Annotated in this window: 25 protein-coding genes and 1 pseudogene; 11 read left to right on the forward strand and 15 right to left on the reverse strand. The window is 62.9% G+C overall.

Translation table 11 applies throughout. The annotated features are described in order from the left end of the window. The first annotated feature begins 98 nt into the window (after window positions 1-98). The gene (locus AC0L2C_RS01660) at window positions 99-632 is read left to right on the forward strand and encodes a hypothetical protein (RefSeq protein ID WP_473522554.1); all 534 of its coding nucleotides are present in this window, start codon (window positions 99-101) and stop codon (window positions 630-632) included. A gap of 41 nt (window positions 633-673) precedes the next feature. On the opposite strand, the gene glyS is transcribed toward AC0L2C_RS01660, so the two are convergent. Both glyS and AC0L2C_RS01670 read right to left on the reverse strand, forming a co-directional pair. Then, the gene (glyS, locus tag AC0L2C_RS01665; protein ID WP_473522555.1) at window positions 674-2,977 is read right to left on the reverse strand and encodes a glycine--tRNA ligase subunit beta; all 2,304 of its coding nucleotides are present in this window, start codon (window positions 2,975-2,977) and stop codon (window positions 674-676) included. A 388-nt stretch (window positions 2,978-3,365) separates the two neighbouring features. Continuing rightward, window positions 3,366-4,409 (reverse strand): glycine--tRNA ligase subunit alpha, encoded by a 1,044-nt coding sequence (locus tag AC0L2C_RS01670; protein ID WP_473522556.1) that lies wholly within the window; start codon window positions 4,407-4,409, stop codon window positions 3,366-3,368. Window positions 4,410-4,706: 297 nt separating this feature from the next. On the opposite strand from AC0L2C_RS01670, the gene AC0L2C_RS01675 reads away from it, so the two are divergent. Further along, a complete protein-coding gene (locus AC0L2C_RS01675) occupies window positions 4,707-6,533 on the forward strand; it encodes a patatin-like phospholipase family protein (protein WP_473522557.1) in 1,827 nt (608 codons plus the stop codon). Window positions 6,534-6,600: 67 nt separating this feature from the next. Here AC0L2C_RS01675 and AC0L2C_RS01680 read toward each other — a convergent pair whose 3' ends face one another. Continuing rightward, window positions 6,601-8,376 (reverse strand): tetratricopeptide repeat protein, encoded by a 1,776-nt coding sequence (locus tag AC0L2C_RS01680; RefSeq protein ID WP_287280164.1) that lies wholly within the window; start codon window positions 8,374-8,376, stop codon window positions 6,601-6,603. 331 nt (window positions 8,377-8,707) lie between these two features. Between AC0L2C_RS01680 and AC0L2C_RS01685 the strand changes: the two genes are divergently transcribed. Further along, complete coding sequence (locus AC0L2C_RS01685; RefSeq protein ID WP_473522558.1) at window positions 8,708-9,808, forward strand: helix-turn-helix transcriptional regulator; 1,101 nt, start codon at window positions 8,708-8,710, stop codon at window positions 9,806-9,808. A gap of 151 nt (window positions 9,809-9,959) precedes the next feature. Here the strand turns inward: AC0L2C_RS01685 and AC0L2C_RS01690 are convergent, their stop codons facing one another. Then, entirely contained in the window at window positions 9,960-10,976 is a 1,017-nt protein-coding gene (locus AC0L2C_RS01690; RefSeq protein WP_077381375.1) for a polyprenyl synthetase family protein, read from the reverse strand. A gap of 162 nt (window positions 10,977-11,138) precedes the next feature. On the opposite strand from AC0L2C_RS01690, the gene AC0L2C_RS01695 reads away from it, so the two are divergent. From AC0L2C_RS01695 to moaB, 6 genes are all read left to right on the forward strand, one after another. Further along, window positions 11,139-11,363 (forward strand): putative signal transducing protein, encoded by a 225-nt coding sequence (locus AC0L2C_RS01695; RefSeq protein ID WP_023799382.1) that lies wholly within the window; start codon window positions 11,139-11,141, stop codon window positions 11,361-11,363. Next, entirely contained in the window at window positions 11,363-12,163 is an 801-nt protein-coding gene (locus AC0L2C_RS01700) for a tRNA1(Val) (adenine(37)-N6)-methyltransferase (protein ID WP_473522559.1), read from the forward strand. Before AC0L2C_RS01695 ends, AC0L2C_RS01700 begins: the two co-directional genes overlap by 1 nt. A gap of 86 nt (window positions 12,164-12,249) precedes the next feature. Then, entirely contained in the window at window positions 12,250-13,116 is an 867-nt protein-coding gene (locus tag AC0L2C_RS01705; protein WP_023799384.1) for a S49 family peptidase, read from the forward strand. Window positions 13,117-13,192: 76 nt separating this feature from the next. After that, the gene (locus AC0L2C_RS01710; protein ID WP_027152312.1) at window positions 13,193-13,378 is read left to right on the forward strand and encodes a membrane protein; all 186 of its coding nucleotides are present in this window, start codon (window positions 13,193-13,195) and stop codon (window positions 13,376-13,378) included. A gap of 25 nt (window positions 13,379-13,403) precedes the next feature. Further along, entirely contained in the window at window positions 13,404-14,306 is a 903-nt protein-coding gene (locus tag AC0L2C_RS01715; RefSeq protein WP_473522560.1) for a 4-(cytidine 5'-diphospho)-2-C-methyl-D-erythritol kinase, read from the forward strand. Further along, complete coding sequence (moaB, locus tag AC0L2C_RS01720; protein ID WP_473522561.1) at window positions 14,293-14,850, forward strand: molybdenum cofactor biosynthesis protein B; 558 nt, start codon at window positions 14,293-14,295, stop codon at window positions 14,848-14,850. The genes AC0L2C_RS01715 and moaB overlap by 14 nt, the downstream gene beginning before the upstream one ends. A 46-nt stretch (window positions 14,851-14,896) precedes the next feature. Here moaB and AC0L2C_RS01725 read toward each other — a convergent pair. The 5 genes and pseudogenes from AC0L2C_RS01725 to AC0L2C_RS01745 form a co-directional block, all read right to left on the reverse strand. Next, window positions 14,897-15,851 (reverse strand): annotated as a pseudogene (locus tag AC0L2C_RS01725) (phytanoyl-CoA dioxygenase family protein). A gap of 258 nt (window positions 15,852-16,109) precedes the next feature. Further along, on the reverse strand, window positions 16,110-16,934 hold the full coding sequence (locus AC0L2C_RS01730) for an MBL fold metallo-hydrolase (RefSeq protein WP_287318602.1): 825 nt from the start codon (window positions 16,932-16,934) through the stop codon (window positions 16,110-16,112). 192 nt (window positions 16,935-17,126) lie between these two features. Then, entirely contained in the window at window positions 17,127-18,062 is a 936-nt protein-coding gene (locus AC0L2C_RS01735) for a cyclase family protein (RefSeq protein WP_473522562.1), read from the reverse strand. 153 nt (window positions 18,063-18,215) lie between these two features. Further along, window positions 18,216-18,509: a type II toxin-antitoxin system Phd/YefM family antitoxin gene (locus AC0L2C_RS01740; RefSeq protein WP_027152305.1), complete on the reverse strand. Its 294-nt coding sequence runs from the start codon at window positions 18,507-18,509 to the stop codon at window positions 18,216-18,218. Between the two features lie 199 nt (window positions 18,510-18,708). Next, entirely contained in the window at window positions 18,709-19,215 is a 507-nt protein-coding gene (locus AC0L2C_RS01745; RefSeq protein ID WP_473522563.1) for a glycosyltransferase, read from the reverse strand. 151 nt (window positions 19,216-19,366) lie between these two features. Here AC0L2C_RS01745 and AC0L2C_RS01750 point away from each other — a divergent pair, with 151 nt between their 5' ends. Both AC0L2C_RS01750 and AC0L2C_RS01755 read left to right on the forward strand, forming a co-directional pair. After that, entirely contained in the window at window positions 19,367-20,521 is a 1,155-nt protein-coding gene (locus AC0L2C_RS01750) for a PA0069 family radical SAM protein (RefSeq protein WP_236369800.1), read from the forward strand. Between the two features lie 155 nt (window positions 20,522-20,676). After that, window positions 20,677-21,372, forward strand: coding sequence for a ribonuclease HII (locus tag AC0L2C_RS01755; RefSeq protein WP_473522564.1), 696 nt, complete (start codon window positions 20,677-20,679; stop codon window positions 21,370-21,372). A 176-nt stretch (window positions 21,373-21,548) separates the two neighbouring features. Here AC0L2C_RS01755 and AC0L2C_RS01760 read toward each other — a convergent pair whose 3' ends face one another. From AC0L2C_RS01760 to AC0L2C_RS01785, 6 genes are all read right to left on the reverse strand, one after another. Then, entirely contained in the window at window positions 21,549-22,040 is a 492-nt protein-coding gene (locus tag AC0L2C_RS01760) for a F0F1 ATP synthase subunit B (protein ID WP_473522565.1), read from the reverse strand. A gap of 10 nt (window positions 22,041-22,050) precedes the next feature. Then, window positions 22,051-22,650 carry a F0F1 ATP synthase subunit B gene (locus tag AC0L2C_RS01765; RefSeq protein WP_473522566.1) on the reverse strand — a complete coding sequence of 200 codons (600 nt, stop codon included), beginning with the start codon at window positions 22,648-22,650 and terminating at the stop codon, window positions 22,051-22,053. A 77-nt stretch (window positions 22,651-22,727) separates the two neighbouring features. Then, on the reverse strand, window positions 22,728-22,952 hold the full coding sequence (locus tag AC0L2C_RS01770; protein WP_023799397.1) for a F0F1 ATP synthase subunit C: 225 nt from the start codon (window positions 22,950-22,952) through the stop codon (window positions 22,728-22,730). Window positions 22,953-23,034: 82 nt separating this feature from the next. Continuing rightward, window positions 23,035-23,793: a F0F1 ATP synthase subunit A gene (locus AC0L2C_RS01775; protein WP_077381387.1), complete on the reverse strand. Its 759-nt coding sequence runs from the start codon at window positions 23,791-23,793 to the stop codon at window positions 23,035-23,037. Window positions 23,794-23,863: 70 nt separating this feature from the next. Next, entirely contained in the window at window positions 23,864-24,262 is a 399-nt protein-coding gene (locus AC0L2C_RS01780) for an AtpZ/AtpI family protein (protein ID WP_287318595.1), read from the reverse strand. Window positions 24,263-24,504: 242 nt separating this feature from the next. Then, window positions 24,505-25,689 (reverse strand): cell wall hydrolase, encoded by a 1,185-nt coding sequence (locus AC0L2C_RS01785; RefSeq protein WP_473522567.1) that lies wholly within the window; start codon window positions 25,687-25,689, stop codon window positions 24,505-24,507. Between the last annotated feature and the right edge of the window lie 42 nt (window positions 25,690-25,731).

The raw sequence follows: 25,731 nt of genomic DNA on the forward strand, positions 1-25,731 counted from the left end.
TCATCACCTTACAGAAGCGGGACCTTACGGATGTCGGTGCGTAATACGGTGACGTTCACGGGGCAAGTCCGGGCGGAAGCGAATTGCCAATAGCTAAAATGCCAGCTTTCCTGGCAAGCCCGCATCAATTCCCGGACGCTATGGTGCCGGCTTGTTGGGCAAGGGGAGCTATCATGGTCTGGGTGTGTATCCTGGGGGCGCTTGGCCTCACTCTGGCGGCGGGCACAGCACAGGCTTCATCCTTCGTTGTTCCTGCTGCACCATCCTCGACCCCGTCCGTCGTCAGCCTCGGTGCGCCTGAACCGGCGAAGGTGGCTGGCAACTCCTCGACGCCATCGATCGTGGCGCTCGGCGAACCAGTGCCCGATGTCACCTATGAAAAAGTTTCTGCGATCCCGAGCCAGCCCAAGCCCAAGCATGATTTCACGCAAAGCCCGATGATCATTCGCGGCGGCATCGTCGGCGACGCCTTCGCAACACCGGCGCCCAGCCCCGCACCTGCCGCGACAACCGCTGCCGCAGCACCTGCGGCGGCCACGAAATCCGACAAAAAAATTACCGCAACGAACAGCCCGCCCGAGCCCGCAACACCGCAACCAACGCCCATCCCCGAGATCGACCAGGCCAGATAGCCGTTCGCAGCCAGGACGACGCTCGCCTAAATTGCCAAGCCTCAGCCGGCGATTTTCGAGAAATCCGCGACCTGGTCGGTCGCTGCCCGGACGCGCGCCAGCAACGCCAGGCGGTTGGCGCGCACGGCCTGGTCCTCATCATTCACAAGAACGCGTTCGAAGAATGAATCAACCGGTTCACGCAACGCGCTAAGCGCCAGCATGGTGGCGGAAAAGTCTTCGTTGTGAATCGCTTGGCCGGCTTCCTTCTCGGCCTGATTCACCGCGGCAAACAGCGATTTCTCGGCCTCTTCCCGGAATCGAGCCGGCTCAACATTTTCGGCGATCGTCGTTTTCTTCTTCTCCTCGGCGGCCAAAATGTTGGCCGCGCGCTTGGTGCCGGCTAGCAGGTTCTTGCCGTCCTCGGTGTCGAGGAAAGAGCCTAGGGCTTGGACGCGACGAACGATTTGCAGGAGATCGTCGGACCGCGGCGTGATGACCGCATCGATCAGATCATGCCGCGCGCCCTGGTCGCGCAGATAAACTTTCAGGCGATCGTGGAAGAAAGCGAGGAGGTCGGAAGGGTAGATTTGCTCCGCCTTCCCTTCCAGCGTTGTAATCGCATTCTTGTCGAGATAGTTCGCCCACTTATAGGCGCTTCCGAAGGTGGGCATGAGCGCCAGGCGGATACCGTTCTCGACTAGAATCCTCACCACCCCCAGCGCCGCGCGGCGGAGAGCATAGGGGTCCTTTGACCCGGTCGGTTTTTCGTCAATCGCCCAGAACCCGACCAGCATGTCGAGCTTGTCGGCGAGCGCTACGGCCACAGATACGGGATCGGTCGGCACGCGGTCGGACGGGCCCTGCGGCTTATAGTGCTCCTCGACGGCGGCGGCGACCGAGGGATGCTCGCCCTGCAGCAGCGCGTATTTGCGGCCCATGGCGCCCTGCAATTCCGGGAATTCGCCGACCACCTCGGTGGTGAGGTCGGCCTTGGCCAGGACGGCAGCGCGACGTGCCAGCGCGGTAATCTCCCCCCTCGAGGGGGAGATGTCGCCGAAGGCGACAGAGGGGGTCGCTGATCCACGCGCAACGACCCCCTCTGGCCTGCCGGCCATCTCCCCCTCAAGGGGGGAGATTCCGCTCGCCACTATCGGCGCCAATTCTTCAGCCAGTTGGGCAATCCGCTCCACCCGCTCACCCTGCGTGCCGAGCTTGGCGTGGAAGGTGACGCCGAGATGGTCGAGGCGGGCCATGCGCTGGTCGAGCGGCTTTTTGAGATCGAGCCCGAACTTTTCCGCCGATGCCTGCAACTGGTCGAGGTCGGGCAAATCGCCCTGGTCGGTCTTCCAGAAATAGAGCGCGTCGGAAAGGCGGGCGCGTACCACCTTGCCGTTGCCGTGGGCGATCTCCTTGCCGCCGTCGCTGGCCTCGATGTTGGCGGTCAGGATGAAGCGGTTGGAAAGCTCCTCGCCGGCGCCCTGCGGCCGCGTCACAAAACACTTCTGGTTGGCGCGGATGGTCAGTCGGATCACCTCGGCCGGAATGGCGAGAAAGTCCTGCTCGAATTCGCCCATCAGCACGACCGGCCATTCGACCAGGCCTGACACTTCCTCAAGCAGCCCCTCGTCCTCGACAAGGTTGAGCCCGTTGGCGAAAGCGAGATTCCTGGCGTCGGCAAGGATGATCTGCTTGCGCCGGTCGGCGTCGAGCACAACCTTCGCCGCCTCCAGCTTGGCGGCATAGTCGTCAAAACGGCGCACGCCGATGGCGCCCGGCGCGTGAAAACGATGGCCGTAGGTGATGTTTCCCGAGCGGATGCCGTCGATCTCGAAATCGACGACCACCGGCTCCTCGGTCTCCGGGCCGAAGGTGCAGAGGATGGACTGCAGCGGCCGCACCCAGCGCAACGATCCCGGTTTCGCCGAGGCTGGCCCCCAGCGCATCGATTTCGGCCATGGAAAGTCGCGGATGATGCCCGGCACCAGTTCAGCGATTATCGTCTCGGCCGCCCGGCCCGGCTTCGCAATATGGGCGACATAGAAGTCGCCCTTCTTCGGATCGGCGTGGACATGCGCCTCGGCGATCGAGGAAAGACCGGCCTTGCGCAGAAAACCTTGGACCGCCTGTTCGGGCGCTTTGGTCGAGGGTCCCTTGATCTCCTCGCTTATGTCCTTCGAGCGCGCGGTCACGCCGCGAATGTCGAGCGCCAGCCGGCGCGGCGTCCAATATTCGCGCGCCGCCTCATAGGTCAGCCCGGCCTCGACCAAACCGTCCGTCATCATCTTCTTCAGGTCGCCCGCCGCCTTGCGCTGCATGCGAGCGGGAATCTCTTCCGAACGAAGTTCTAAAAGCAGGTCGGGCATAAATTGTGCTCACGCGGCGAAATGGTCCAGGCGGCATAGCAACTCGGCTGGTCCCATGCAATCGGCGCATCCACGGACGATTGCCAAAAATATGCCGCTGCCTGTCGGGCCAGAGCGGGACCATCCGTCCTTGGGTCAAAGATCTCCATGAACCGAACGCAGCGCTGAAGCGACCAACGCTCAGGCAGAAAACTATTGGCTGAACGACTATGAAGACGGCATCGACATTTCTGCAGATCCTCGCGCTCAGCGCCTGTTTTGCGGCGCAGGCTCATGGCACGTTCACGATGCCCGGCGTTAGACAAGCGCTGCGGACAATGGCTGGCTCGAGCGGCCAAGGCGTATCGCCAATCAGCGTATCAGTCGAAATCGCAAACAGCCTCTGGAGCTAAGCCGCCAGACCACCTGCCTGCGTCAGCAAAAACGCCTCGCCGCAGGCTTTCGCCAGATTGCGCACCCGCAAGATGTAGCTCTGCCGCTCGGTGACGGAAATCACGCCGCGCGCGTCGAGCAGGTTGAAGACGTGGCTGGCCTTGATGCACTGGTCGTAGGCGGGAAATACCAGACGGTGGTTCCCCTCCCCCTTGAGGGGGTGGCCAGACGCGGAAGGAGTCGCTGGGACCTTGCTTGCGGTGCCTTCTGAGGCGACCCCCTCTGCCCGCTCCGCGGGCATCTCCCCCTCGAGCGGGGAGAGGGGCGCGCCGGCATCGAGCAGCGCCTTGCACTCGGCTTCGGCGTCTTCGAAATGCCGAAGCAGCATCGCGGTATTGGCGAATTCGAAATTGTGCCGCGAATATTCCTGCTCGGCCTGCAGGAAGACCTCGCCATAGGTCACCTTGTCGGCGCCGTCGCGGCCGTTGAAGTTGAGGTCGTAGACATTGTCGACGCCCTGCACATACATGGCCAGCCGCTCCAGCCCGTAGGTGAGCTCGCCCGCCACCGGCGCGCATTCGATGCCGCAGACCTGCTGGAAATAGGTGAACTGCGACACTTCCATGCCGTCGCACCAGCACTCCCAGCCCAGCCCCCAGGCGCCGAGCGTCGGGCTTTCCCAGTCGTCCTCGACGAAGCGGATGTCATGCAGAAGCGGATCGACGCCGATCGCCGCCAGCGAGCCGAGATACAGTTCCTGCAGGTTGGGCGGGTTCGGCTTCAGGATCACCTGGTACTGGTAATAGTGCTGCAGCCGGTTCGGGTTCTCGCCGTAGCGCCCGTCCTTGGGCCGGCGCGAAGGCTGCACATAGGCCACGTTCCAGCGCTTTGGCCCCAGCGCGCGCAAGGTCGTCGCCGGGTGGAACGTGCCGGCACCGACTTCCATGTCATAGGGCTGGAGAACGACGCAGCCATAGTCCGCCCAGTAGTTATGCAAAGTCAGGATCAGCCCCTGGAACGAGCGGCTGGGATGCATATGGGCTGGGATATCAACTGTCACGGCGGCCTCGACGGGAAAGACGGGGATGCGGCCCTCCCTAGAGCGCCCACCGGCAAGCGTCAAGGCAAGGGGGCCGGCCGCAGGCAGGGCAATCGGGTGAGTTAACGCGTGACATACGGCGAAACGGCAGGGACGTGGCGGCCTGATCGTGGCCCTTCCTGGGAGCCAGAGATAAGAGCGCCCAGCGATCAGTCCCGCGCCTCAGCCGTTCGGCGGCTCTCATGTGTGGTATCATCCGGCAGGGAGTCCAGCACCCTCGAGGAGACAAAAGTCATGAATTCCCAAGGGATGGCTCAGATGTCCTCCGTCGATTCTCTTGCAGCGAGTTTATTGTCGGCGACATTGATGTTCGATCGGGCGTCGTTGCTGGCGCTCGAGGCTTTAGCTGCCGAATCCGACCGTCGGGTCCTGCGACGCGGTGAGGTTCTGGTACGCGAAGGCGATGCGTCGGACAGGTTTTTCATCGTGCTGTCTGGACGCTTTACGGTACACAAAGGAGATTCGACTGGCTCGGTCGCCGAGATCGCACAGGGTGAACTCATCGGTGAAATCGGTTTCTTCGCGGGACTACCCCGCATGGCCACTGTCCTTGCAGCGCGCGATTCGATCGTCCTTGAAATCGGTCGCAATCATTTCGAGAAGGCGGCCGAGACATTGCCGAGCCTGAGGGAGGCGGTCACGGTATTTCTGGCGCGCCGGTTTGCCATCCAATCTCCGAGTTCGTCGCGTCTCAAGGAACCTGCCAAGATCCGAACGCTTGCGATCATTGCAGCCGGCGGAAGTCGCATCTCACCGGTGTTCATCCAGCACCTGCGGCAAGCGTTCGGCGCGGCCACGCGCGCTCGGTTCGTTTCCCGGCTTGACATCCAAGCGAAGTTCCCAGGTCTTCCGATCGACGACCAGCCGATCCTTAACTGGTTGAACGAACTGGAGGCGGAAGCCCAATTCATCGTCTATGTTGCCGATGAGGAACCTAATGAATGGACCCAAGTCTGCATTCGCCAGGCCGATGCCGTCCTGTTGCTGGCCAACGCGTCCTGCTCGCCTCGCCTGAACCCGTCTGAGGAACTGACGCTATCGGTCCATCCGCCATCGACCAGTCGGCTTGTCCTAATTCACGACACTCGCTCGGCTGAGGTCTCCGGTACCTCTGCATGGCTCGATGAGCGACCCTATGTTGACCAGCATCATCATGTTGCGCTGGACGACGCGTCTGATTTCCAGCGCCTGGTCCGATTTATTTCGGGCAAGGCACTGGGCTTCGTGGCGGCAGGGGGTGGGTCCCTCGGCAGCGCTCATTTGGGCGTCTACAAGGCTTTCGTTGAGGCGGGCGCTTGCTTCGACTATCTCGGTGGGACAAGTTCCGGCGCGGCGATGATGGCCGGCTTCGCCAGAGGCTTGGATGCCGACCAGATCGATCGAGGCACCCACAACATATTTATCAAAAGCCGGGCGTTTCGCCGTCCCACCTTGCCGCATTTCGCGCTTCTGGATCACAAAGCGTTTGATCGGGCCCTTCGGCTGGAATACGGCGACGTTCTGATCGAGGATCTTTGGCTTCCGTTCTTTGCGCTTTCGACCAATCTGAGCAGCCGTCAGCCTCATGTCCACCGTCGTGGAAAGCTCTGGCACGCCGTTCGGGCGTCCGGCTCCATCCCGGGCGTCCTGCCGCCGTTCTTTACGGATGACGGCGATATGCTGGTGGACGGCGCTATTATGAACAATTTGCCGCTGGAGCAGATGAAGGAGCTCAAGACCGGACCCAATGTCATCGTCACCTTCGGGTCGAGTGCACCGCAGAAATACGACATAGACTATGACCGTATCCCCGGAGCTTCCGAACTGGCATTGGCCTTGCTGAACCCTTTCGGTCGTGCCCGCTTGCCTCGGGTTCCCAGTATGCTTCAGGTCATTGCCTCGAGCATGCTGGCACACCGGCCGCAGGACATTGCCGTCAGCGAAGAGGATATCCTGATCTGTCCGGAGGTTTCCAACACGATCAGCTTCATGGATTGGAGTCGGCATTCCGAGTTGTTTTCGGATGCCTACGACCGTACGACCCGATGGATCGAGGAACAGAACGACTCAGGGCTCCGAGCGGTGCTCGGCACCGCGCACGATTAGCATAGCTTATGGTCCAGACCCTTAGCGACAGCGGCGACGAGCCCCGCATAATCGAATTCAGAAGTATTCAGCCCTTTGGCGCAGTCGTCGGTTCGGGCTTGACCTTCGGGGTTTCCTGCGCCGTGTTGGATTCGATCGGCGGCAGGCCCTTCAGCAGTTTCTGCTGCAAGGCGGCGAGCACGCCGGGATCCGGCTTGAGGTCGCGAGCCTGGTTCCACTGGAAGGTGGCTTCCAATTTGCGGCCGACGCGCCAATAGGCATCGCCAAGGTGATCGTTGAGCACCGGATCTTCCGGCTTCAACGAAACGGCACGTTCCAATTCGCGCACCGCATCGTCGAATCGGCCAAGGCGGAAATAGGCCCAGCCCAGCGAATCGACGATGTAGCCGTCGCTCGGCCTGAGCTCGACGGCCTTCTGGATCATCTGAAGGCCTTCCTCGAGGTTGGTGTTCATGTCCACCCAGGAATAGCCAAGATAGTTCAGAACCTGCGGCTGGTCGGGGAACAATTCCAGCGCCTTGCGGAAATTCGGCTCGGCCTTCGGCCACTCCTTCAGTCGCTCATAGGCGATGCCGCGCTGGTAGAAAATGTTCCAATCGGCGCGGGTCGGGGCCTTCAGCATCGCCACCGCCTTGTCATAGAGACCGGCCGCGGAGCGGAAATCCTCCTTCGAGGCATAGACGCCACCGAGCGCCTGATAGGCGCGCATGTCGTCGGGGCGCGCTTCGACGAGGGCCTTCAGATGGGCGATGGCCTCGTCATAGCGGTCGAGATCTGCAAGGTTGAGGCCGAGCTGCAGTTCCGACAGCGTCTTCAGCGGCGAACTGGCCGGGATGCGGCGATAGAAGGCGATGGCGCCCTCGCCGTCCTTCAACTGCTCGGAGACGGCGGCGAGTTGGACGAGGGCCGCGTCGCTGTCGGGCCTCAGTGCCAGGGCGTATTGCAGATAGAGGCGGACGAACGGCTCACCGCCGCCGCGATTGAGCGCGGTGGCGAGATCGAGCAGAATTTCCGAGGCGCCGTCGGACGGGCCGGCAACGAAGGGTTCGATCTTCTCGCCCTTGGTGATCCTGTCGCGAAGCGCCGATATCTCGACCTTGCCGGGTGCAAATGCCTCGGCCTGATCGAGCACGGACAGCGCCTTGTCCTTGTCACCCTTGCGGGCAAGGAAGGAGGCATAGGCCTGCGCGTTGCGCATCCAGGTTTCGGGCGCGGCGGCGCCGGTCGCGGTGTCCTGCAAGGTGGCGGCGTAGATCGCATCCGCCTTTTCGGGCAGGCCCGAGGCATCGGCGATCAGCCCGCGATGGAAGGATTTGAACAGGCCGAACCAGTCCGGGCCCTGCAGCTTGTCGATGGAGGCCATGGCCTCGCCGGGATCGCCGGCGCCCTGCTTGGCCCAGCCGGTCATGACACCGGAGATCAGCCGGTCGAGATCGGATTCGAGCGAAAGCTTGAGCCAGTATTCGGCCTTGGAAAAGTCCTTCTTGTGAAAGGAGCCGACGGCCAGCGCCAGGCGCGAGAACCGCTCGACGTCGGGAACCGTCTTGAGCTTGTCGGCATAGACCAGGGATTCTTCGAAGCGCCCCTGCGCGATCAGCGACAGCATCAGGCTTTGCTGCAACGAGGTGTCACCGGGAGCGAAGGCGAGCGCCTGCTTGTAGTAGGCGATGGCGCTGTCGAGATCATTGTCACCTTCGGCGACCCGCGCGGCAAGATAGGCCCCCGAGAACGACGTGATATTGACTGGCTCGGTGGTCTCTTTGGCATAGGCGGGCAGACCGGAGACCGCCATGCCCGTCACAATTGCCAGCCCTGTCAGCCAGCGCGCACATCCTTGCCGCATCATATTCCTTTCAGTCGAAGCCATACCCGCGTCAGCGGGATCGCCGTTGACTCGATCTTTTCCACGTTAAGCATGGCCTTTTTGGGGTGAGGCTTCAACCCGGCCCGAATTCACAATCGGGTAATGCTATCAAAAACAACGCGGAAAGGCGCCAAATTGCGACCGTCGACCGCGATTTGCCGGCCTGACGCGCTGCCGGCCTGTCCTGCTGCAGCATCGGCGCCGCGATGCCGTAAGCGATCCGTAAGCGGCGGGCGTCGATAGTTTCCGCAGCGGAATGATGCGTGGAACCGTGCAGATGGATGCCGTTGCTTCCCCCAGGAAGATGCCGATGCTGGAAATGCCGCAGGGCCAGCAGGCCTTCGCCATTGCCGATCGAATCTACGAAGCGTCGTTCGCGGCCGAGCTGTGGCCGGAGGTATTGGCGGCGGCAAGCGCGATCTCCCGCTCGGCAAACGGCGCGATCTTTGTAGTCAGCGATCATTCGCCGGTCCGCGCCATCACCGAAACGCATCTCCAGCCCTTGCTCGATGAGTTCATGAAGGGAGACACTTGGCGGTTTTCCGAGAGCGTGAAGCGCTTGTGCGCCGCGCAGCCAGCAAGCTTTGTGCGGGTCGATAATTTCATCACGTGCGAGGAGATCGAGCGCGATCCCGTTCGCAAAAGTGCCACCGCGTTTGGCATCGGGCCTCATCTATGCACAGCCATCCCCATGCCTGGCGGCGAGCTTGTCCTTTTTGTCTTCCAGCGCTGGCTGAAGGACGGGAGTTATGACCAGGCCGCAATCGATCTGTTGAACGGACTGCGTCCGCACCTCGCACGGGCCGGCCTCGTCGCCGGGCGCCTGGGTCTGGATCGGGCCAGGACCGCCGTATCCATTCTCCGGGAAATCGGACTGCCGGCCGCAATCATGAGTGGATCGGGCCGTGTGCTGACGGCCAATCCGCTTTTCGAAGGCATGGCGGACGTCTTCCTTCCCACAGCCCATGGCGGCATGGCGATTGCCGATCAAACTGCAAACGCGCTTTTCCAGCAGGCCATCGCGCAGAACCGGGATAACCGCGTCGTGCGGTCCATCCCGGTTGCGGCCATCAAGGGGCGGCCCGCGCTGGTCATTCAGCTGTTGCCGTTGCGCCGCGCCGCACACGATATTTTTTCGGGTGCAGATGTATTGGTTGTCGCAACCACGGTCGGTACCGGCGCCACTGTTCCGTCGACCAATGTCCTTTCAGGCCTGTTCGACCTGACGCCGGCGGAAGCCCGGCTCGCCGTCGAGCTGGCCTCCGGCCATTCGGTGCAGGAGGCGGCCATGGAAATCGGCATCGCCGTCAAATCGGCCCGCACCTATCTCGAGCGAATCTTCCGGAAAACCGAAACCAGCCGTCAGAGCGAACTCGTGGCGCTGCTGAAGAGCGCGTGGTCATTTCCATGACCTCGACAGTTTGCCGGGCGCGCTGACCGTCACGGAGCCCTGCCCTGCTTGCTAACCATGCTACTGCGGAACGAGCATGATTTCACCGCCGCAATTCCGGGAAGACCAAAACACGGGCCGGCGCCGTGCCGGCCAAATGTCGGCGATATCTTCAGTTCACCCGGCTGATGCAGAAATCGATGACGTCGAGCAGCGCCGATTTCTGCGGCGTCGCTTCGAGCGGCGCCAGCGCGTCGCGGGCGATCTCGCCGAAATGGCCGGCGCGCCCGATGGTGTCGGCGATAGCGCCGTGGCGGGTCATCAATCCGATTGCCTTTTCCAGCCCGGCGTCATCGGTGACATTGTCCTCGATGGCGCGCTTCCAGAAGCTGCGTTCGGCCTTGGTGCCGCGCCGGTAGGCGAGAATCACCGGCAGCGTCACCTTGCCTTCGCGAAAGTCGTCGCCGACATTCTTGCCCAGATCCTTGCTGGTGCCGCCATAATCCAGCGCATCGTCGATCAGCTGGAAGGCAAGGCCGAGATTCATGCCATAGGAGCGCAGCGCCGCGCGATCGTTTCGCGTCGCCTGGGCGATGACCGGACCGACCTCGGCGGCAGCCGAGAACAGAGCCGCGGTCTTGGCCTTGATCACCGCGAAATGCTCATCCTCCGTGGTTTCGAGGTTCTTGGCGGCGGCGAGCTGCATCACCTCGCCCTCGGCAATGATCGAGGCGGCGCTGGACAGGATGTCGAGCGCTTCCAGCGAACCGACATCGACCATCATGCGGAAAGCCTGGCCGAGCAGGAAATCGCCGACCAGCACGCTCGCCTGGTTTCCCCAGATCATGCGGGCGGTCTTCTTGCCGCGCCGCATGCCGCTCTCGTCGACGACATCGTCGTGGAGGAGCGTGGCGGTGTGCATGAACTCGACTGATGTGGCGAGCTTGACATGGCCCTCGCCGGAATAGCCGAACATCTGGGCTGAGGCGAGCGTCAGCATCGGCCTCAGCCGCTTGCCACCCGAAGAGATCAGGTGGTTGGCAATCTCCGGGATCATCTCGACGTCGGAACCGGCCTTCGACAGGATCAATTTGTTGACGCGCCCCATATCGGCCGAAGTCAGGTCGATGAGATCCTTAATGGAGGCGGCTTCCCGCTTCCCGTTTTCGATGTTGAGAACGACACCCACGACAAACTCCCGTCTTATGTCACGCGCACGACGGCACCCCGATACCGCAGCAGACTCTAGGGCGCTACCCACAGGCACGGCAAGAGGCGATTTGGCGCGGTCGAGGTGGCGACGGAAGCCACCCACGTTTACATAGACGCTGCAACCTGCGAGTTTCGTCCTATGATAGAGCTTATCCGCACCAACGACGCCGTGATCATCTCCTTTGTCGAATCGCTGATGCGCGATGCCGGCATCGGCTGTTTCGTCGCCGACCAGAACATGAGCGTGCTCGACGGTTCGATCGGCATCTTGCCCAGGCGCATCATGGTCGAAGCCGACCAGGCCGATGCGGCGCGGCGTATCCTGACGGATGCCGGCATCGCCAACGAGATGCGCCAGAAGTAATGTCCGCGGCGCGCGCCACTCTTGTCCAGGACACGCCGGCCCATACCGTCGATGCTTTCCATCGCGGGCGGTTCTGGCTGGTGCAGCCGAAACAGGCAGGCCATCGCGCCGGCATGGACGCCATGATGCTGGCGGCTGCCGTGCCGTCCTCCTTCGCCGGGCGCCTTGCCGATTTCGGCGCGGGTGCTGGCGCCGCAGGCCTGGCCGTGCTGTCGCGCTGTCCTGATGCCGAGGCCGTGCTCATCGAACGGTCTCCGGAAATGGCGGCCTTCGCCGCAACGACGCTTGCCCATCCCGGCAATGCGCATCTCAACGACCGCGCCTCGGTGCTCGCCGCCGACGTCGCGCTGTCGGGCCAGGCGCGAACCGCCACTGGGCTTGCCGACAACTCCTTCGATTTCGTCATCATGAACCCGCCCTTCAACGCCGCCGAGGATCGCGCCACGCCCGACCCGCTCAGGAAGGCGGCGCATGTGATGGAGGACGGGCTGTTCGACAGCTGGATCCGAAGCGCGGCTGCCGTGGTCAGGCCGCGCGGCGGTCTTGCCGTGATTGCCAGGCCCGATCAGCTCGGCGCTATCCTCGATGCGATATCGGGCCGCTTCGGCGACGCCGAGATGCTGGCCGTCCACCCCCGCCCCGAGGTAGCGGCGATCCGCATCGTCGTCAGGGCAATCCTCGGCGCACGCGGAAAACTGTCGATCCGCCCGCCGCTGATGCTGCACGCGCAATCTGGTGACGGCCCCACGGAGCGGACCGAGATGATCAACAACGGGATGGCTTCGCTGTTCGGCGACTGAGCCTTTTTGGCCGGCCGGGCGTCGCGGCATTGCCGTTGGCCGGCGAATCCCTACATGCCTTCAAGCCAATTTTGACCGGAGACCCCGTGAAACGCTTCCTGAACCGCCTGCTGCCGAAATCCTGGCGCTCCGACATCGTCACCATTCCCGTCATCCGGCTGCACGGCACCATCATGCCCGGCGGCGGCCCGTTCCGGCCGAGCCTGTCGCTGGCATCTACCGCTGGCCCTATTGAGAAGGCGTTTTCCTTCGACGCGCCCGCGGTCGCCATTTCGATCAATTCGCCGGGCGGCTCGCCGGTGCAGTCGCGGCTGATCTTCAGACGCATCCGCGACCTGGCGAGCGAGAAGAACAAAAAAGTCCTGGTCTTCGTCGAGGACGTGGCGGCGTCGGGCGGCTACATGATCGCGGTCGCGGGCGACGAGATCATTGCCGATCCGTCGTCTATCGTCGGTTCGATCGGCGTGGTGTCGGCCTCGTTCGGCTTTCCCGAGCTGTTGAAGAAGATCGGCGTCGAGCGCCGCGTCCATACGGCCGGCCAGAACAAGGCGGTGCTCGATCCGTTCAAGCCAGAGAAGAAGGAAGATATCGAGCGGCTGAAGGCGCTGCAGCTCGAGGTCCACGAGACCTTCATCGACCTCGTCAAGGACCGGCGCGGGGCCAAGCTCAAGGACGACCCGGACCTGTTCACCGGACTGTTCTGGACAGGCAAGAAGGGACTGGAACTCGGCCTTGTCGATGCGCTCGGCGATATGCGCAGCGTGCTGAGGGCCCGTTTCGGGCCAAAAACCCAGCTCAAGCTGATCACGGCGCCGCGCGGCCTGTTCGGCCGCTTCGGCTGGTTCGGCTCAAGCAGAGGCGGCTTTTCGGCGCCCGAGATCGCCGCTGCTGCCGCAAGCGGCGTGATCGATGCGGCGGAAGAGCGCGCACTATGGGCGCGCTTCGGGCTTTGAAAAACCGGCGAAAGCGTTTAACTTGAAAGTGACCGTCCGACCGGCGCCGCAGTCGGCCTTGCGAGAGGAGTTTGACATGCCACAGATCATTTTCTTCATCGCAGTCGGCCTGCTCGCCTATTTCGGCTATCGCTCCTTCGTCAGGGAAGCCGAGCGCGTGACGGCCAAGATACGGCGCACCGAAAAGCAGGCTAGCAACGGCACAATGGGCACGCTGGTCAGGGACCCGAAGACCGGCGAATACCGCCTGGCCAAGGACTGACATCATCCCCCTCGTGACTGAGACAGTGGCTTCCGGCAATAAGGTCCGGGCATTGCATGCGCATGCCAAGATAAATCTCGCGCTGCACGTCACCGGCAGGCGCGCCGACGGCTATCACATGATCGAGAGCCTGGCGGTGTTCACGCGCTTCGGCGACCGGGTTGACATCGAGCTCGCCGACAGCGACGGGTTTTCCGTGTCAGGCCGATATGCCTCCGCAGTCCCGCTCGACGACGGCAACCTGGTCGTGAAAGCGCGCGATGCGCTGCGAAAACAGGCTGGTCCGCGGCATACGTCGCCGGTCGCAATCAGGCTCGAAAAGAACCTGCCGGTTGCATCCGGCGTCGGCGGCGGGTCAAGCGACGCCGCAACGGCGCTGCGCGGGCTGGTTGAGACATGGAGACTTGACCTCGACGATGCCGACCTGGCGCGGGTCGGCCTCTCGCTGGGCGCCGACGTTCCGATGTGCCTTATGGCAAGGCCGCTGATCGCGCGCGGCGTCGGTGACGAATTGTCGGCCGTGCCGGGCTTTCCCGCACTCGGGCTGGTTCTCGTCAATCCCGGCACTGCCATCTCCACGGCCGAGGTGTTCAATGCGCTTTCCCATCGCGACAATGAGGGGCTGCCGCCGCTACCGCGCAGCCTCGACTTCCACAGCATCCGTAATTGGCTGGAGATCACGCGCAACGACCTCGAGCCTGCGGCACGGGCGATCCAACCTGCCATCGGCAAGGCACTTTCGGTGCTCAACAAGGCCGGAGCGGGGTTCGCGCGAATGTCCGGTTCCGGTGCGACCTGTTTTGGGCTGTTCGAGACCGGCAATGTCGCCAAACGCGCCGCCGTCGATATCCGCAGCCGCCATCCCGACTGGTTCGTCGCCGCGACGCGAAGCATGACATCGGAGCTTGACGCATATGGCCAGGATTGACGAAAGCCGTTCCTTCATTCCCGTGCGCATCGCGGTGCTGACCGTTTCCGATACGCGCAGCCCTGCCGACGACAAATCCGGCCAGACGCTGGCCGACCGCATCGTCGAGGCCGGCCATATTCTCGCCGGCCGCGACATCGTCACCGACGATCGCGAGAAAATCCGCGACAAGGTTCAGAACTGGTCGAGGGACGAAGCGATCGATGTCGTCATCACCACCGGCGGCACCGGTTTTACCGGCCGCGACGTAACGCCGGAGGCGCTGGAGCCGATCTTCGAAAAGCGCATGGACGGCTTTTCCGAAGTGTTCCACCGCATTTCCTACGACAAGATCGGCACTTCGACGATCCAGAGCCGGGCGACTGGCGGCGTCGTCAACGCGACCTTCGTCTTCGTGCTGCCCGGCTCGCCCGGCGCCTGCAAGGACGCCTGGGACGGCATCTTGAAGCCGCAGCTCGACTACCGGCACATGCCCTGCAACTTCGTCGAGATCATGCCGCGCCTGGACGAACATCTGCGGCGCAGCGGCACCAAGACGAGTTAGACCAGGTTCTCAAAAGGCTGTTCGGGACCAGAACCAGCGCCGAAAATCACCGAATAACCGGCTCGCCGTGGAATCGCCGGCGCGAGGGCGGCGATACGCCGAAGCCGACTTCCATCATCAGCCGCGGCTTGCGCGTCGGCACGGTGCCCATGTGGAAGCCGAAGGGATCCTCGACGAAGCCCGATCCCGCCTCGCCGGTCAGCGTAATCGGACTCTGCGCGCCGTAGACATTCAGAACCTCTTCCGCGGGATGGCCGACGAGGAGCGTCAACTGGTGCTTGAGGGTGCGGCGGTTGTGGCTGCCGCGGACATAGACATGGGGGCCAGTCTCGGCATCGACCGGATTGAGATAGAAGAAGAATTTCAGCATCCGCCAATCGTCGAGATCGAAGTGGTACTTGCCAAGCGACGCCAGGTTCTTCTCGGCGTCGGAGGCGGAGCTCGTCGGAAAGCTCCACCAGACGCGCGTGGTGATCAGCTTCGCCTGGCTGCCGAGATAATGGGCGGCGATGTCGAGAAGCAGCGGATCGCGCTGTACGGTAAGCGCAGCGTTACAGTCGAGGATCCGCTCGAAAAAGTGGCCGCTGAGCAAGGGACGGCCGAAGCGATGCGTGCTTTGCCGGCAGGAACTCCAGCCGACGCTCGAAATTACCGAAGCAAGGCGTGCGCTGCGCGAAGCTGGCGATCTCCTCGTGAATCGACTGCGGCAGCGCAAGTCCGGAAAAGAGCCCGTCCGAGCGGAGCGCGCCGACCACCGCATCACGGTCGATGCCAGTGAACACCGTTTCCTGGACTTCTTGTGCCGGTCGAACCGGTTTTGCGCCACGCCAATGCAACCGCCGCGCCGGCATGGTACGCGCCAGCATGAACATCGGCAGCCATGCCGGGTTCTCGCGAAGGTCCGACAGATAGGTCGGAATCCGCACGGCAATGCGGCGCAGCAGGCTGCCGTTTCGAGCGATCGACTCGAGGCTTGCAGCACCGGATTTGTCAGGGGTCATAAGGATCCTCAGCTGTGAGGGCGGCGCCGACGAAACGTCGGCCGCTCAACGCTCAGGCGTTACCCAAACCCGTCCGCCCGCATCACAGGAACGGTAATCCTCGGTCAGGCTTTGTGCAATGCACAATAAAAGGATCGCCCGGAATCCTTCTGGCAAGCTTGACGGAGCATTAACGCTCGTTGAGTTCGCGACAGCGCGTGATTTGAGCGAGGTGGAGTAGTGAGGCCGCGCACAGCGGAGAAGGCCGCGACGAAGCGGTCAAACCCCGTCGAGGATGATGATCGTCGGCCGGTCGGGCAGGGTCTTCAGTGAGACCGTCAGCGACCGGCCGGAGAAGAATTCCACCGCGAAATCGTCGCCCATCCTACCTGTGAATTCGCTGATCGGGGTCGAATGGCGATGCATCGGCAGGATCATCGAGGAATAGAGCCGCGCGGTGATTTCAGTCATCCGGTCGAGCGACAGCGTCATGCCGCCGTCGATAGGCACCATAAGGATATCGAGCCGGCCGATGGCGCCGTAATGCGCATCCTCCAGCCGGTGGTGCAGATGGCCGAGATGGCCGATGCAGAGTCCAGCCACTTCGAAAATGAAGATGGAATTGCCGTCCTTGCCGAGATCGCCGCCATTGCGGATATCCGTCGGCACGTTGCGGATATAGACATCGTCGACGACAAGGGCGTGGCGCGCCGGACCGCCGTCCGGATTCCAGCCGCGCAGCACATATTCGATGGCGGGATCGACATGGTCCGAATAATGGGTGCGGTGGGCCTTGTTCATAGTCACGACGCGCGGCAGCGGGTCGGCGCCATAGACGCCAGAAAAGTCGGTGGCGATCCTGACGCCGGCGGGTGTCTCGATAACGTAGGTCGAATGGCCGGCATAGGTGATCGTAACGTCACCGTCGACGAAAGCCTGGGCCAGCCGAGACGGCTGCGCCTTTGGCGCCGTGAAGCTGGCATAGGTGGCTGACGGCAGCGCTTCAGCGATCGCAACGCATCTCGACGGCGGCTCGTCCCGGGCCGAAGCGGCGAACGGCCAGAAAGCCACAGTCAGCAGAACGGCGGCGGATAGGCGGAGCAAGGCTGTCTCCCGTGGCAGGATTGGCGCTCATGCCACGATAGCGCTAGCAATTGTGATGGCTATCATCGGGACAGTCACGTTTTCGCGAGCGCCGGAGGGCTGGTCGTCTGAACCTTTTGTCCCGACTTGCGCCACAAATCGCGTGGAATGGGACGTGCCACGGCCCTGCCGCCCCGATGATATCCTCTACTATCAGGGCGTCGGGCGGAAGACGCCGTTCTCGTCGCGCTTGAGCGGCGCGGTTTGCCGGGAAAGCGGCGCACCAGGCGCTTCGGTGACCGAGACGCCCTCCGTCCAGTCGGCGGGTGCAATCGCGATGTAACGCGCGTACCCGCCTGACCCGCCGAGCGGCTTGGCGAAGCCGATTGTGACCAACGCACCGGCCTCCGGCACCTTGTCGAGATTTGCGACGCCTTCTGCCTGCGTGAAATCGTTGTGAAGCAGCCAGTATTCGCCTTCGAGATTGGGCGTGGTGTCGGTGTCGAGCGGCTCATGACCATGGAACAGGATCTTTCGCTCCAGATGCAGGAATTTCAGTGCGTCCAAACTGACGCCTGGAAACGGTTTTTGGTTGAAGCGGGCGGCATCGGACCATTTCTTGTACCAATCCGAACGCACGAAGACGACTGAACCTTCCGGAATGCGGCCGTGCTGCTTTTCCCACTCCTCGATATCGGCGACCTGGAGGTGATAGCCTTCGTCAGTCCGCACCTTGCCGCTGATGTCGATGACGACGAGCGGCCGCACGGCATAGGTGGCCGGCAGGTCGCTGATCGTTGCGCCGAGCGGGTTCCAGTGGGAGGGCGGATCGAGCTGCGTGCCATATTGGTCCGTCGCCAACTCGTAGGCAGTCGCGACAAACCCGTGCTTGTCGTAAGTGAACTCTTCGCCGGCCTTGACGTAGCCCTCGATGTCCTTCCCGGCGACAGCCGGCTTGAACCTGGCGTTGGCGAAGCCCGGCCATACCGGCTGCACCGGCTCGAAGGCATGAGTCAGATCGATGTACTTGGCCGATTTGAGCGTGTTCTCATAAACCGACCAAAGCGACAACTCCTGCGCCACCGCGATCGTCGGCACTGAGCAAGCGGCTGCCAGCAAGGCGATACGAACGAATTTGGATACATTCATCTGCGATCTCCCCGAAATGTCGCCGAGTATCGCGAGTTTCCCGCAGGACGACAAGCATGTGCATTCCTCCCAGGAGTGTCGCGCCAATGCGGCCCCTCGCGGTGTTGCCAATGCCAGAGATAAGAATAACGAAAGACGTGGCCGACTTTGATTTCAGCCGGCAGCATTTTTTGCTGTCAGGCTTTTTGTCCCGTTGAGTTCCTCATTGAGATGGTCGAGACCCGGATCCATTTCGGAGGCTTCGACCGCGGCGATTTCGTCCGCGCTGAGTTCTGCTGTCAACTCGACCCGCCGATCGCGCTTCGACAGCCGGACAAAATCTTCGTAAGCCAGCAACACGGTGCGCGGGCGGCCGTTCTTGGTGATGATGACCGGATCGCGGACCGCGGCATCTTGATAGGCGCCGAAGTTTTTCGAGACGGCGGCGGCGGTGACGGTGGTGGTCATCGGCGAGGCCCCTTTGTTCCGGAATATACGGGCTTTACGGGCTTTACGCAATACACAGAGGTCGGCAACCCGATCCACGCGTCACATCATCCCGCCTAACCCCGGATAAACTGCGGTCTCGTAGAAGACGACCTCGGCGGAGAACTACCGCAGCAAAGGACGCGACCTTCCCTCGCCCGCTTAAGGGGAGTGACGGCCCTCACTTGATCGGCGCGACCCAGATTTCGGCGTCGAGCCTCCTGGTCGCAAGGCCGCGGGCGATGGCTTCGGCGCTGCGGGCGTTTTTCGATAAGGCCGCGGCCTGACGCTTGCTGATCACCAGCCCTTCGGCCAGTGCGCGGTTTCGCGAAAGCACCCGCGACAGGAACGGCACGCGGCTACCGCGCGCCCGCGAGAACCGCGCCGGCATGGTTTGCCTGGCGGTGTGGGCGACGACCTCGTCGATCCAACCCTCGCCCAACCGCGCGCCCGGCTCCAGCAGCAGCAGCCAGTCGCCCTTGGCCTGCCTGATGCCGGCAGCGATGCCGCCGCTCGCCACATAAAGGCAGCCGGCATGTTCGGCAACGCGGTGCGTCTGGTCGGTCGAGCCGGTGTCGCAGACGATGACGTCGCGCACCACACCCTCGACCGCGCCGCCGATCAGCGAGGCGAGCGTGCGGGCAAGTCTTTCCTCGTCATTCAGGGTCTGGATGAGAACGCTGAGCATGGTTAGCCGAATAGCGGAAAGCCGGGCACAGCGCCAGTTTTTGCGTCGACCCATAAAAATGTTCTTGATTTGTTCCACCGGGACAAATAGGATTATTTTCATGAACAGAGCGATTCGACAGCCAGCCGACAGTCCCTGGGAGAGGGCTAAAATGGAACAGATCGTACGTGCCGACATTGCTGCCTTCGGGGCTGGAAGAGCCGAGATGGCCAATGCAATGATCGAGCAGAGCGGCGTCCGTATCCGTCCGGAGCGCAATCGCGGCCGGTCCGCCGGCATCAACCCATCCGGCCGGTTCGAACCGGTCAGCCGGCATGTGTTCGACGATGGCTGGAATTCGCTTGAGGAGTTGCCGCCGTTCAAGACCGAGGTGCAGGTCGAGAAGCCGCGCACCATCGTCACCCGCAACGAATCGCCCGACATTTCCTTCGACCGCTCGATCAATCCGTATCGCGGCTGCGAACATGGCTGCGTCTATTGCTTCGCGCGGCCGACGCACAGCTTCATGGGCCTGTCGCCGGGACTGGATTTCGAATCGAAGCTGTTCGCCAAGCCGGATGCGGCGCGGCTGCTCGACAAGGAATTGTCGAAGGACGGCTACCAGCCACGCACCATTGCCATCGGCACCAACACCGACCCCTATCAGCCGATCGAGAAGCAGTACCGGATCATGCGCGAGATCCTCGAAGTGCTGGAGGCGCGCGGCCACCCGGTCGGCATCGTCACCAAATCCGCCCTGGTGACGCGCGACATCGACATTCTGTCGCGCATGGCCGAACGCGGGCTGGCCAAGGTGGCGCTGTCGGTGACGACGCTCGACCGCATGCTGGCCAGAACGATGGAGCCGCGCGCGTCGACGCCGACCAAGCGACTGGAGGCGATCAGGCGGCTTTCGGATGCCGGCATTCCGGCCTCGGTCATGGTCGCTCCCATCATCCCCGGCCTCACAGATCAGGAGATGGAACGCATCCTCGATTCGGCACGTGCGGCAGGAGCGCGCGAGGCCGGCTACGTCCTGCTGCGCCTGCCGCTGGAGGTCGCGCCGATCTTCAAGGATTGGCTGCTGCGTCATTATCCGGACCGCTACCGTCACGTCATGTCGCTGATCCGCTCGATGCGCGACGGCAAGGATTACGATTCGGAATGGGGCAAGCGCATGAAAGGCTCCGGCCCCTATGCCTGGCAGATCGGCCGGCGCTTCGAGATCGCCGCCAAACGGCTTGGCCTCAACGCCGAGCGGCGGTCGCTCAGGACCGACCAGTTCGTCGCCGCAGCCAAGGCAACCGAGCAACTGATGCTGCTTTGAAGACATCGTCTGCCGCCGCTGCCGGCGGCAGATGAAAAAATCCCGTCCAGCCTGTCCTGTCCCCGGGCCTGCAGACGGTGCCCTCCGGGTCCGGTGCCTCACCCGACCCGGAGGGGCTTGCGGAGAATCGGAGCCGATGCGAACCTCGCCGCAACATGGCTCGCGCGCGTTCTGATTCTCCGCTTCTCTTCGAAATCGTTGAGAGACCCGATTTCTCCTTCGAGACGAAGGCGATGGCCGAAGGTCTGTGGCCGGTGGCGGGAATGGACGAGGCAGGGCGCGGCCCACTCGCAGGGCCGGTCGTCGCGGCAGCGGTAGTGCTCGATCCCGCCAACATTCCCGACGGTCTCGACGATTCCAAGCGCCTCAGCCATCTGCAGCGCGAGGCGCTGTTCCTGAAAATCCTCGGCTCCGCTCTTGCCGTGTCGATGGCCTCGGTCAGCGCGGAAGGCATCGATGGCAGCAATATTCTCAAGGCCAGCCTCGAGGCGATGCGCCGCGCCTTGATCGGGCTCTCGGTGCAGCCGAAGCTGGCCCTGGCCGACGGCCGCGACGTGCCGCCTGGACTGCCATGCGAAGGGAGAGCGCTGATCAAGGGCGACCGGCGCTCGCAGTCGATCGCCGCCGCCTCGATCGTCGCCAAGGTGATGCGCGACCGCATGATGTGCGGTTGCGGCAGCCATCATGCGGATTACGGTTTCGAGCTCCATATGGGCTACGCCACGGTCCGCCACCGCACGGCGATCGAGGTGCATGGACCGGTGGCGCGGCTGCACCGCGCGTCCTTCGCACCGTTCCGGCTTGGCGGAACCGAAGTGCTCGACGAAGAGAGTTTTTCCGGTCTGGATTGAGCGCTTTCTCCCCCCTTGAGGGGGAGATGGCCGGCAGGCCAGAGGGGGTAGCCGCGCGTGAAGCGCCGCGCCCCTCTTTCATTCGACATATTATCCGATAGGGCGTCGCGACGCCGAGGCGACCCCCTCTGTCGCCTTCGGCGACATGTCCCCCTCAAGGAGGGAGATTACCCGGCTTAGTTCAGCCTGGACTTGACGTCCTGAAGCGAGGCCTGGAACAGCTCGGCGCCCGCCTTGGCGTCAATCTTGGCGGCGAGCAGCGTGCGGGCGGCTTCGACCGCGATATCGACGGCACTGGCGCGCACTTCGCCGATCGCCTCGCGCTCCGCCTGACCGATCTTCTGTTCGGCAAGCGCGGTGCGCCGGGTGACATAGTCCTCGGTCTTCTTGTGCGCCTCGGCAGCCAGCATGTCGGCCTCGCGCTTGGCGGCGGCGACGATGTCGGCGGCCTCCTGCTCGGCTTCCTTGCGCTTGCGCTGGTATTGGCCGAGCAGTTGCTGGGCCTCCTCGCGCAGCCGGCGCGCTTCTTCAAGCTCGTTGCTGATCTTGTCGGCGCGGGCGTCGAGCGCCTTGGCGATCAGCTTAGGCACCTTGACGTAGACGGCAATGCCCAGAAAAATGACGAGGGCAACGGTGGCCCAAAGCGTCGCGAGTGATGTGGCGTCCATGATGCGCTCCTCACCGGGCCACGGATTTGACGGCTGCCGCGATCTCGGCCTTACTGGCCTTGCCGCCGACAAGCGCCTCGACGATAGCCGAAGCCGTGTCCTCGGCGATCGTACCGACTTCCTTCATGGCATTGGCCTTGATGGTCGAAATGCGAGCCTCGGCTTCGCCAAGCTTCTGGTCAAGCGCTGCCTCGACCTTCTTGCGGGCGGCTTCGGCTTCCGCCTTGGCGGCATCGTTGGCCTGCTGGCCGATCGCATTGGCCTTGGCCTTGGCCTCCGCCAGTTCCTGCTCATAGGCGGCAACGGCGGCATCGGCCTCGCCCTTCAGCCTGGCGGCATGGTCGAGGTCCTGGGTGATGCGGTCGTTGCGGACATCGATGATGCCGCCAACACGCGGCATCACCACCTTCTTCAGGAACAGGTAGAACAGCCCGAAGGTGATCGCCAGCCACAGAAGCTGCGACGGGAATGTCGCCGGATCGAATGGCGGGAACACGCCGTGCGCCTCGGCAGGCACACCGGTGCCGGAATGCGTATCGCCTTCCGTGCCGGTATGGCCGCCTTCGACGGCAGGCGCGGACTCTTGCGCAAAGGCAGATGTCACGAACATGGACTATCCCCTGATGTCAGGCCTGCCGCCGATTTGCGGCCGGCCCTTCCAATTCCCAATGTTAGCCGAACAGGGGCTCAGCCGAACAGGGCCAAAAGCGCGATGAGCAGGGAGAAGATGCCCAGCGCTTCAGTCACGGCGAAGCCGAAGATCAGGCGGCCGAACTGGCCATCCGCGGCCGACGGATTACGCAATGCGCCCGCCAGATAGCTGCCGAAGATGTTGCCAAGGCCAATACCGGCGCCACCCATGCCGAGGCATGCGATGCCGGCGCCGATGAACTTTGCTGCTTCTGCTTCCATGTGTTCAACTCCTTTGGATCTAAAAAATTCCGTTGCGATTTCTATCCCGGCAGCAGGGCCGGAAACTCTTGGGTCAACTGGGTCAGTGCCCGGGATGCAGGGCGTCGTTCAGATACATGCAGGTCAGCACGGCAAAGACGTAGGCCTGCAGGAAGGCAACCAGCAGTTCCAGCGCCGTCAGCGCCACGGCCATCGCCAGCGGCAGGACCGATCCGGCAATGCCGAGCGTGCCAAGCGCGCTCAAGCTCACCACGAAGCCCGAGAACACCTTCAGCGTGATGTGGCCGGCCAGCATGTTGGCGAACAGACGAACCGAGAGGCTGACCGGGCGCGAAACGAAGGAAATCACCTCGATCAGCACCACCAGCGGCAGCAGGTAAACCGGCACGCCATGCGGCACGAACAGTTTCAGGAAACCAAGGCCATGCTTCATGAAGCCGTAGACGACGACGGTTCCGATCACCAGCGCGGCAAGGCCGAAGGTGACGATGATATGGCTGGTGACGGTGAAGAAATATGGAAAAAGACCGAGCAGATTGGCAACGAGCACGAACATGAACAGCGAAAATACCAAGGGAAAGAACTTCATGCCTTGGGTTCCGGCTGCGTCCCTCAGCATGTTGCCGACGAATTCGTAGGCCATTTCCGAGACCGACTGAAGACGGCTGGGAACGAGGCTGCGGCTCGAGGTGCTGAGATAGAGGAACGCCGAGGCGACGGCGACGGTCGCGACCATGAAGAGCGCCGAATTGGTGAACGACAGGTCGTAGCCGCCGATCTCGATCGGAATCAGCTTGTTGATATGGAACTGGTGGATCGGATCGACCTTGTCAGCAGCCACTTTATATCCCCATCAAAGCCGCGCGCGGCTTTAGTGTCCTGTTCACTGCGCCGGCAAGCGGCGCCTCAAGTCATTCTTTCGGATCGCGGGCTTTGTCGCCCTGTCCGAATTCCGCCATAAGTCCCGCGGAGCGCAGGACATTGAGCACGCCGGCGCCAAAACCGAGCAGCAAAAAAACAATCAGACCCCATGGCGATGTCCCCGCCACACGGTCGATGATCCAGCCAAGACCGGCACCAACCACTATCCCGGCGATGAACTCGCTGGATAGCTTGAGCGCCTGGCCATATCCGGCCGCACTGCCCGCTTTCGCGTCGTCTTTCCCCTCGAGCCGGTCCGGCCGCCTTGTCGCAAGCGATGCTTCAAGTTCGCGCCGGCGGCGCTCAAGATCGTCGTCGCGGATGTCGGCTTGACGCTGTTTGCCGGGGCCGGTTTCTCCGGTTCCGTCTGGCCCATTCTTGTCGGCCATCGCAACCCCCTTGCCCGGTCAGATCGTCACCGTCCGTCCGCTCTTAAGTCGCCGGCAACATAGTTAGAGGGTCCCCGCCCGTCAAGCCACGGGCAGGACTTCAGCGTCAAGTATTTTTCCCATGAAAATCAAGAGCTTGCCAGGGTGCGACATCGTGCCCGCTACCGCCGCTGGCGTGCCGCGGCCGAATCCCTGCGGCGACGGGTCTTCGATCGGCCGCGCCCGGGGCCTTGCCGGAGCGCTCAGCTCCAGCCGCCGCCATAGGTGCGATAGAAAATGTGCAGGCCGATCCTGGTCATTTTTTTCATCGTCCGCGCCCAACCCGGGTTGACGTAGTTGGCGTAGTAATGCGTCGACGATCCGACTTCCGGGATGAAGATCTTGCCGGCAGTGACCGCCATGGCGATGTCCTGCGCGGTCTTGTAGTGGGCGGGACTCTGGATGCGCTTCTTCCTGCCGTCGCAAGCGAAGGAAAACTGGCAACGGTTGAACCATTTGTCATTTTGATAGACGACGCCGCAGATCGAGTTCGGATAGGCCGGATTGCGAACGCGATTGAGGATGACCTGGGCGACGGCGGCCTGGCCGCGCACCGATTCCCCGCGCGCCTCGAAATAGATGCCATTGGCGAGGCAAGCCTGTTCCGGCTTCGAGAAGACGCTCGCCGGCAGCGCGGTTTGCATCCACGAATGATCGCCCTTGGCCACCGGCGGAATGAAGCGGCCATCGTTCGGCTGCTCGTCCTGAAGCAAGGCCTCGAAGGGCGAAGCCTGGGCATAGTCAGGCGCGGCCGCTGCGTAGGCCGTCGCCAGGACGTCGGGGCGGTCGTTGTTGACCAGCGCGGCCAGCATGGCCGGCACGCCGGGATCCGGCTTCTTGTCGACGCGCCTATGGAACGCGGCGGCAATCTGGATCTCCTTGCCTTTGATCTCGGGCTTGGCGAAAGCCATCTTCAGCCCGCTGTCCATGCTCGGGCGAAGCAGCGAGGAGGTGCGCTCAAACACCGAGCCGGCATTGAAGTTCTTCGGCGGCGCGACCGGCGAGACGATGATGATGCGGCCCTTCTTGTCGGCGCGCATGATGCGGTCCTCGTCGGGCGTCGTGCTGGCCACGCTGCCCTTGCCGCGAAACGACACGGCGCCGATGCCGGGCAACCGGACGCCGGAACCCGAGATCGAGCCGGTGATGTCGGTATCGAGGAAAGGCATTTCGGCGGCATGGACCGAGCCGGCGACGGATTTCTCGACATAGGCGTTCCAGCGGGCGTTCGGCGCCTTGAGACCGGAAACCAGGCTCGTCATGTCCTGGTAGGCGATGACATTGGGAAAGCCGACCCAGATGCCAAGTCCAATGACCAGAGGAGACAGAAAGGAACGTCTCTTCTCACCGGCGAGAGCGACAAGCCGCTTCAAAACACGTCGATGCACGGAACTCTCCAGAAACGCAACGGACCCCACTGGAGAGGCACG

This window comes from Mesorhizobium sp. WSM4845, assembly GCF_055811455.1.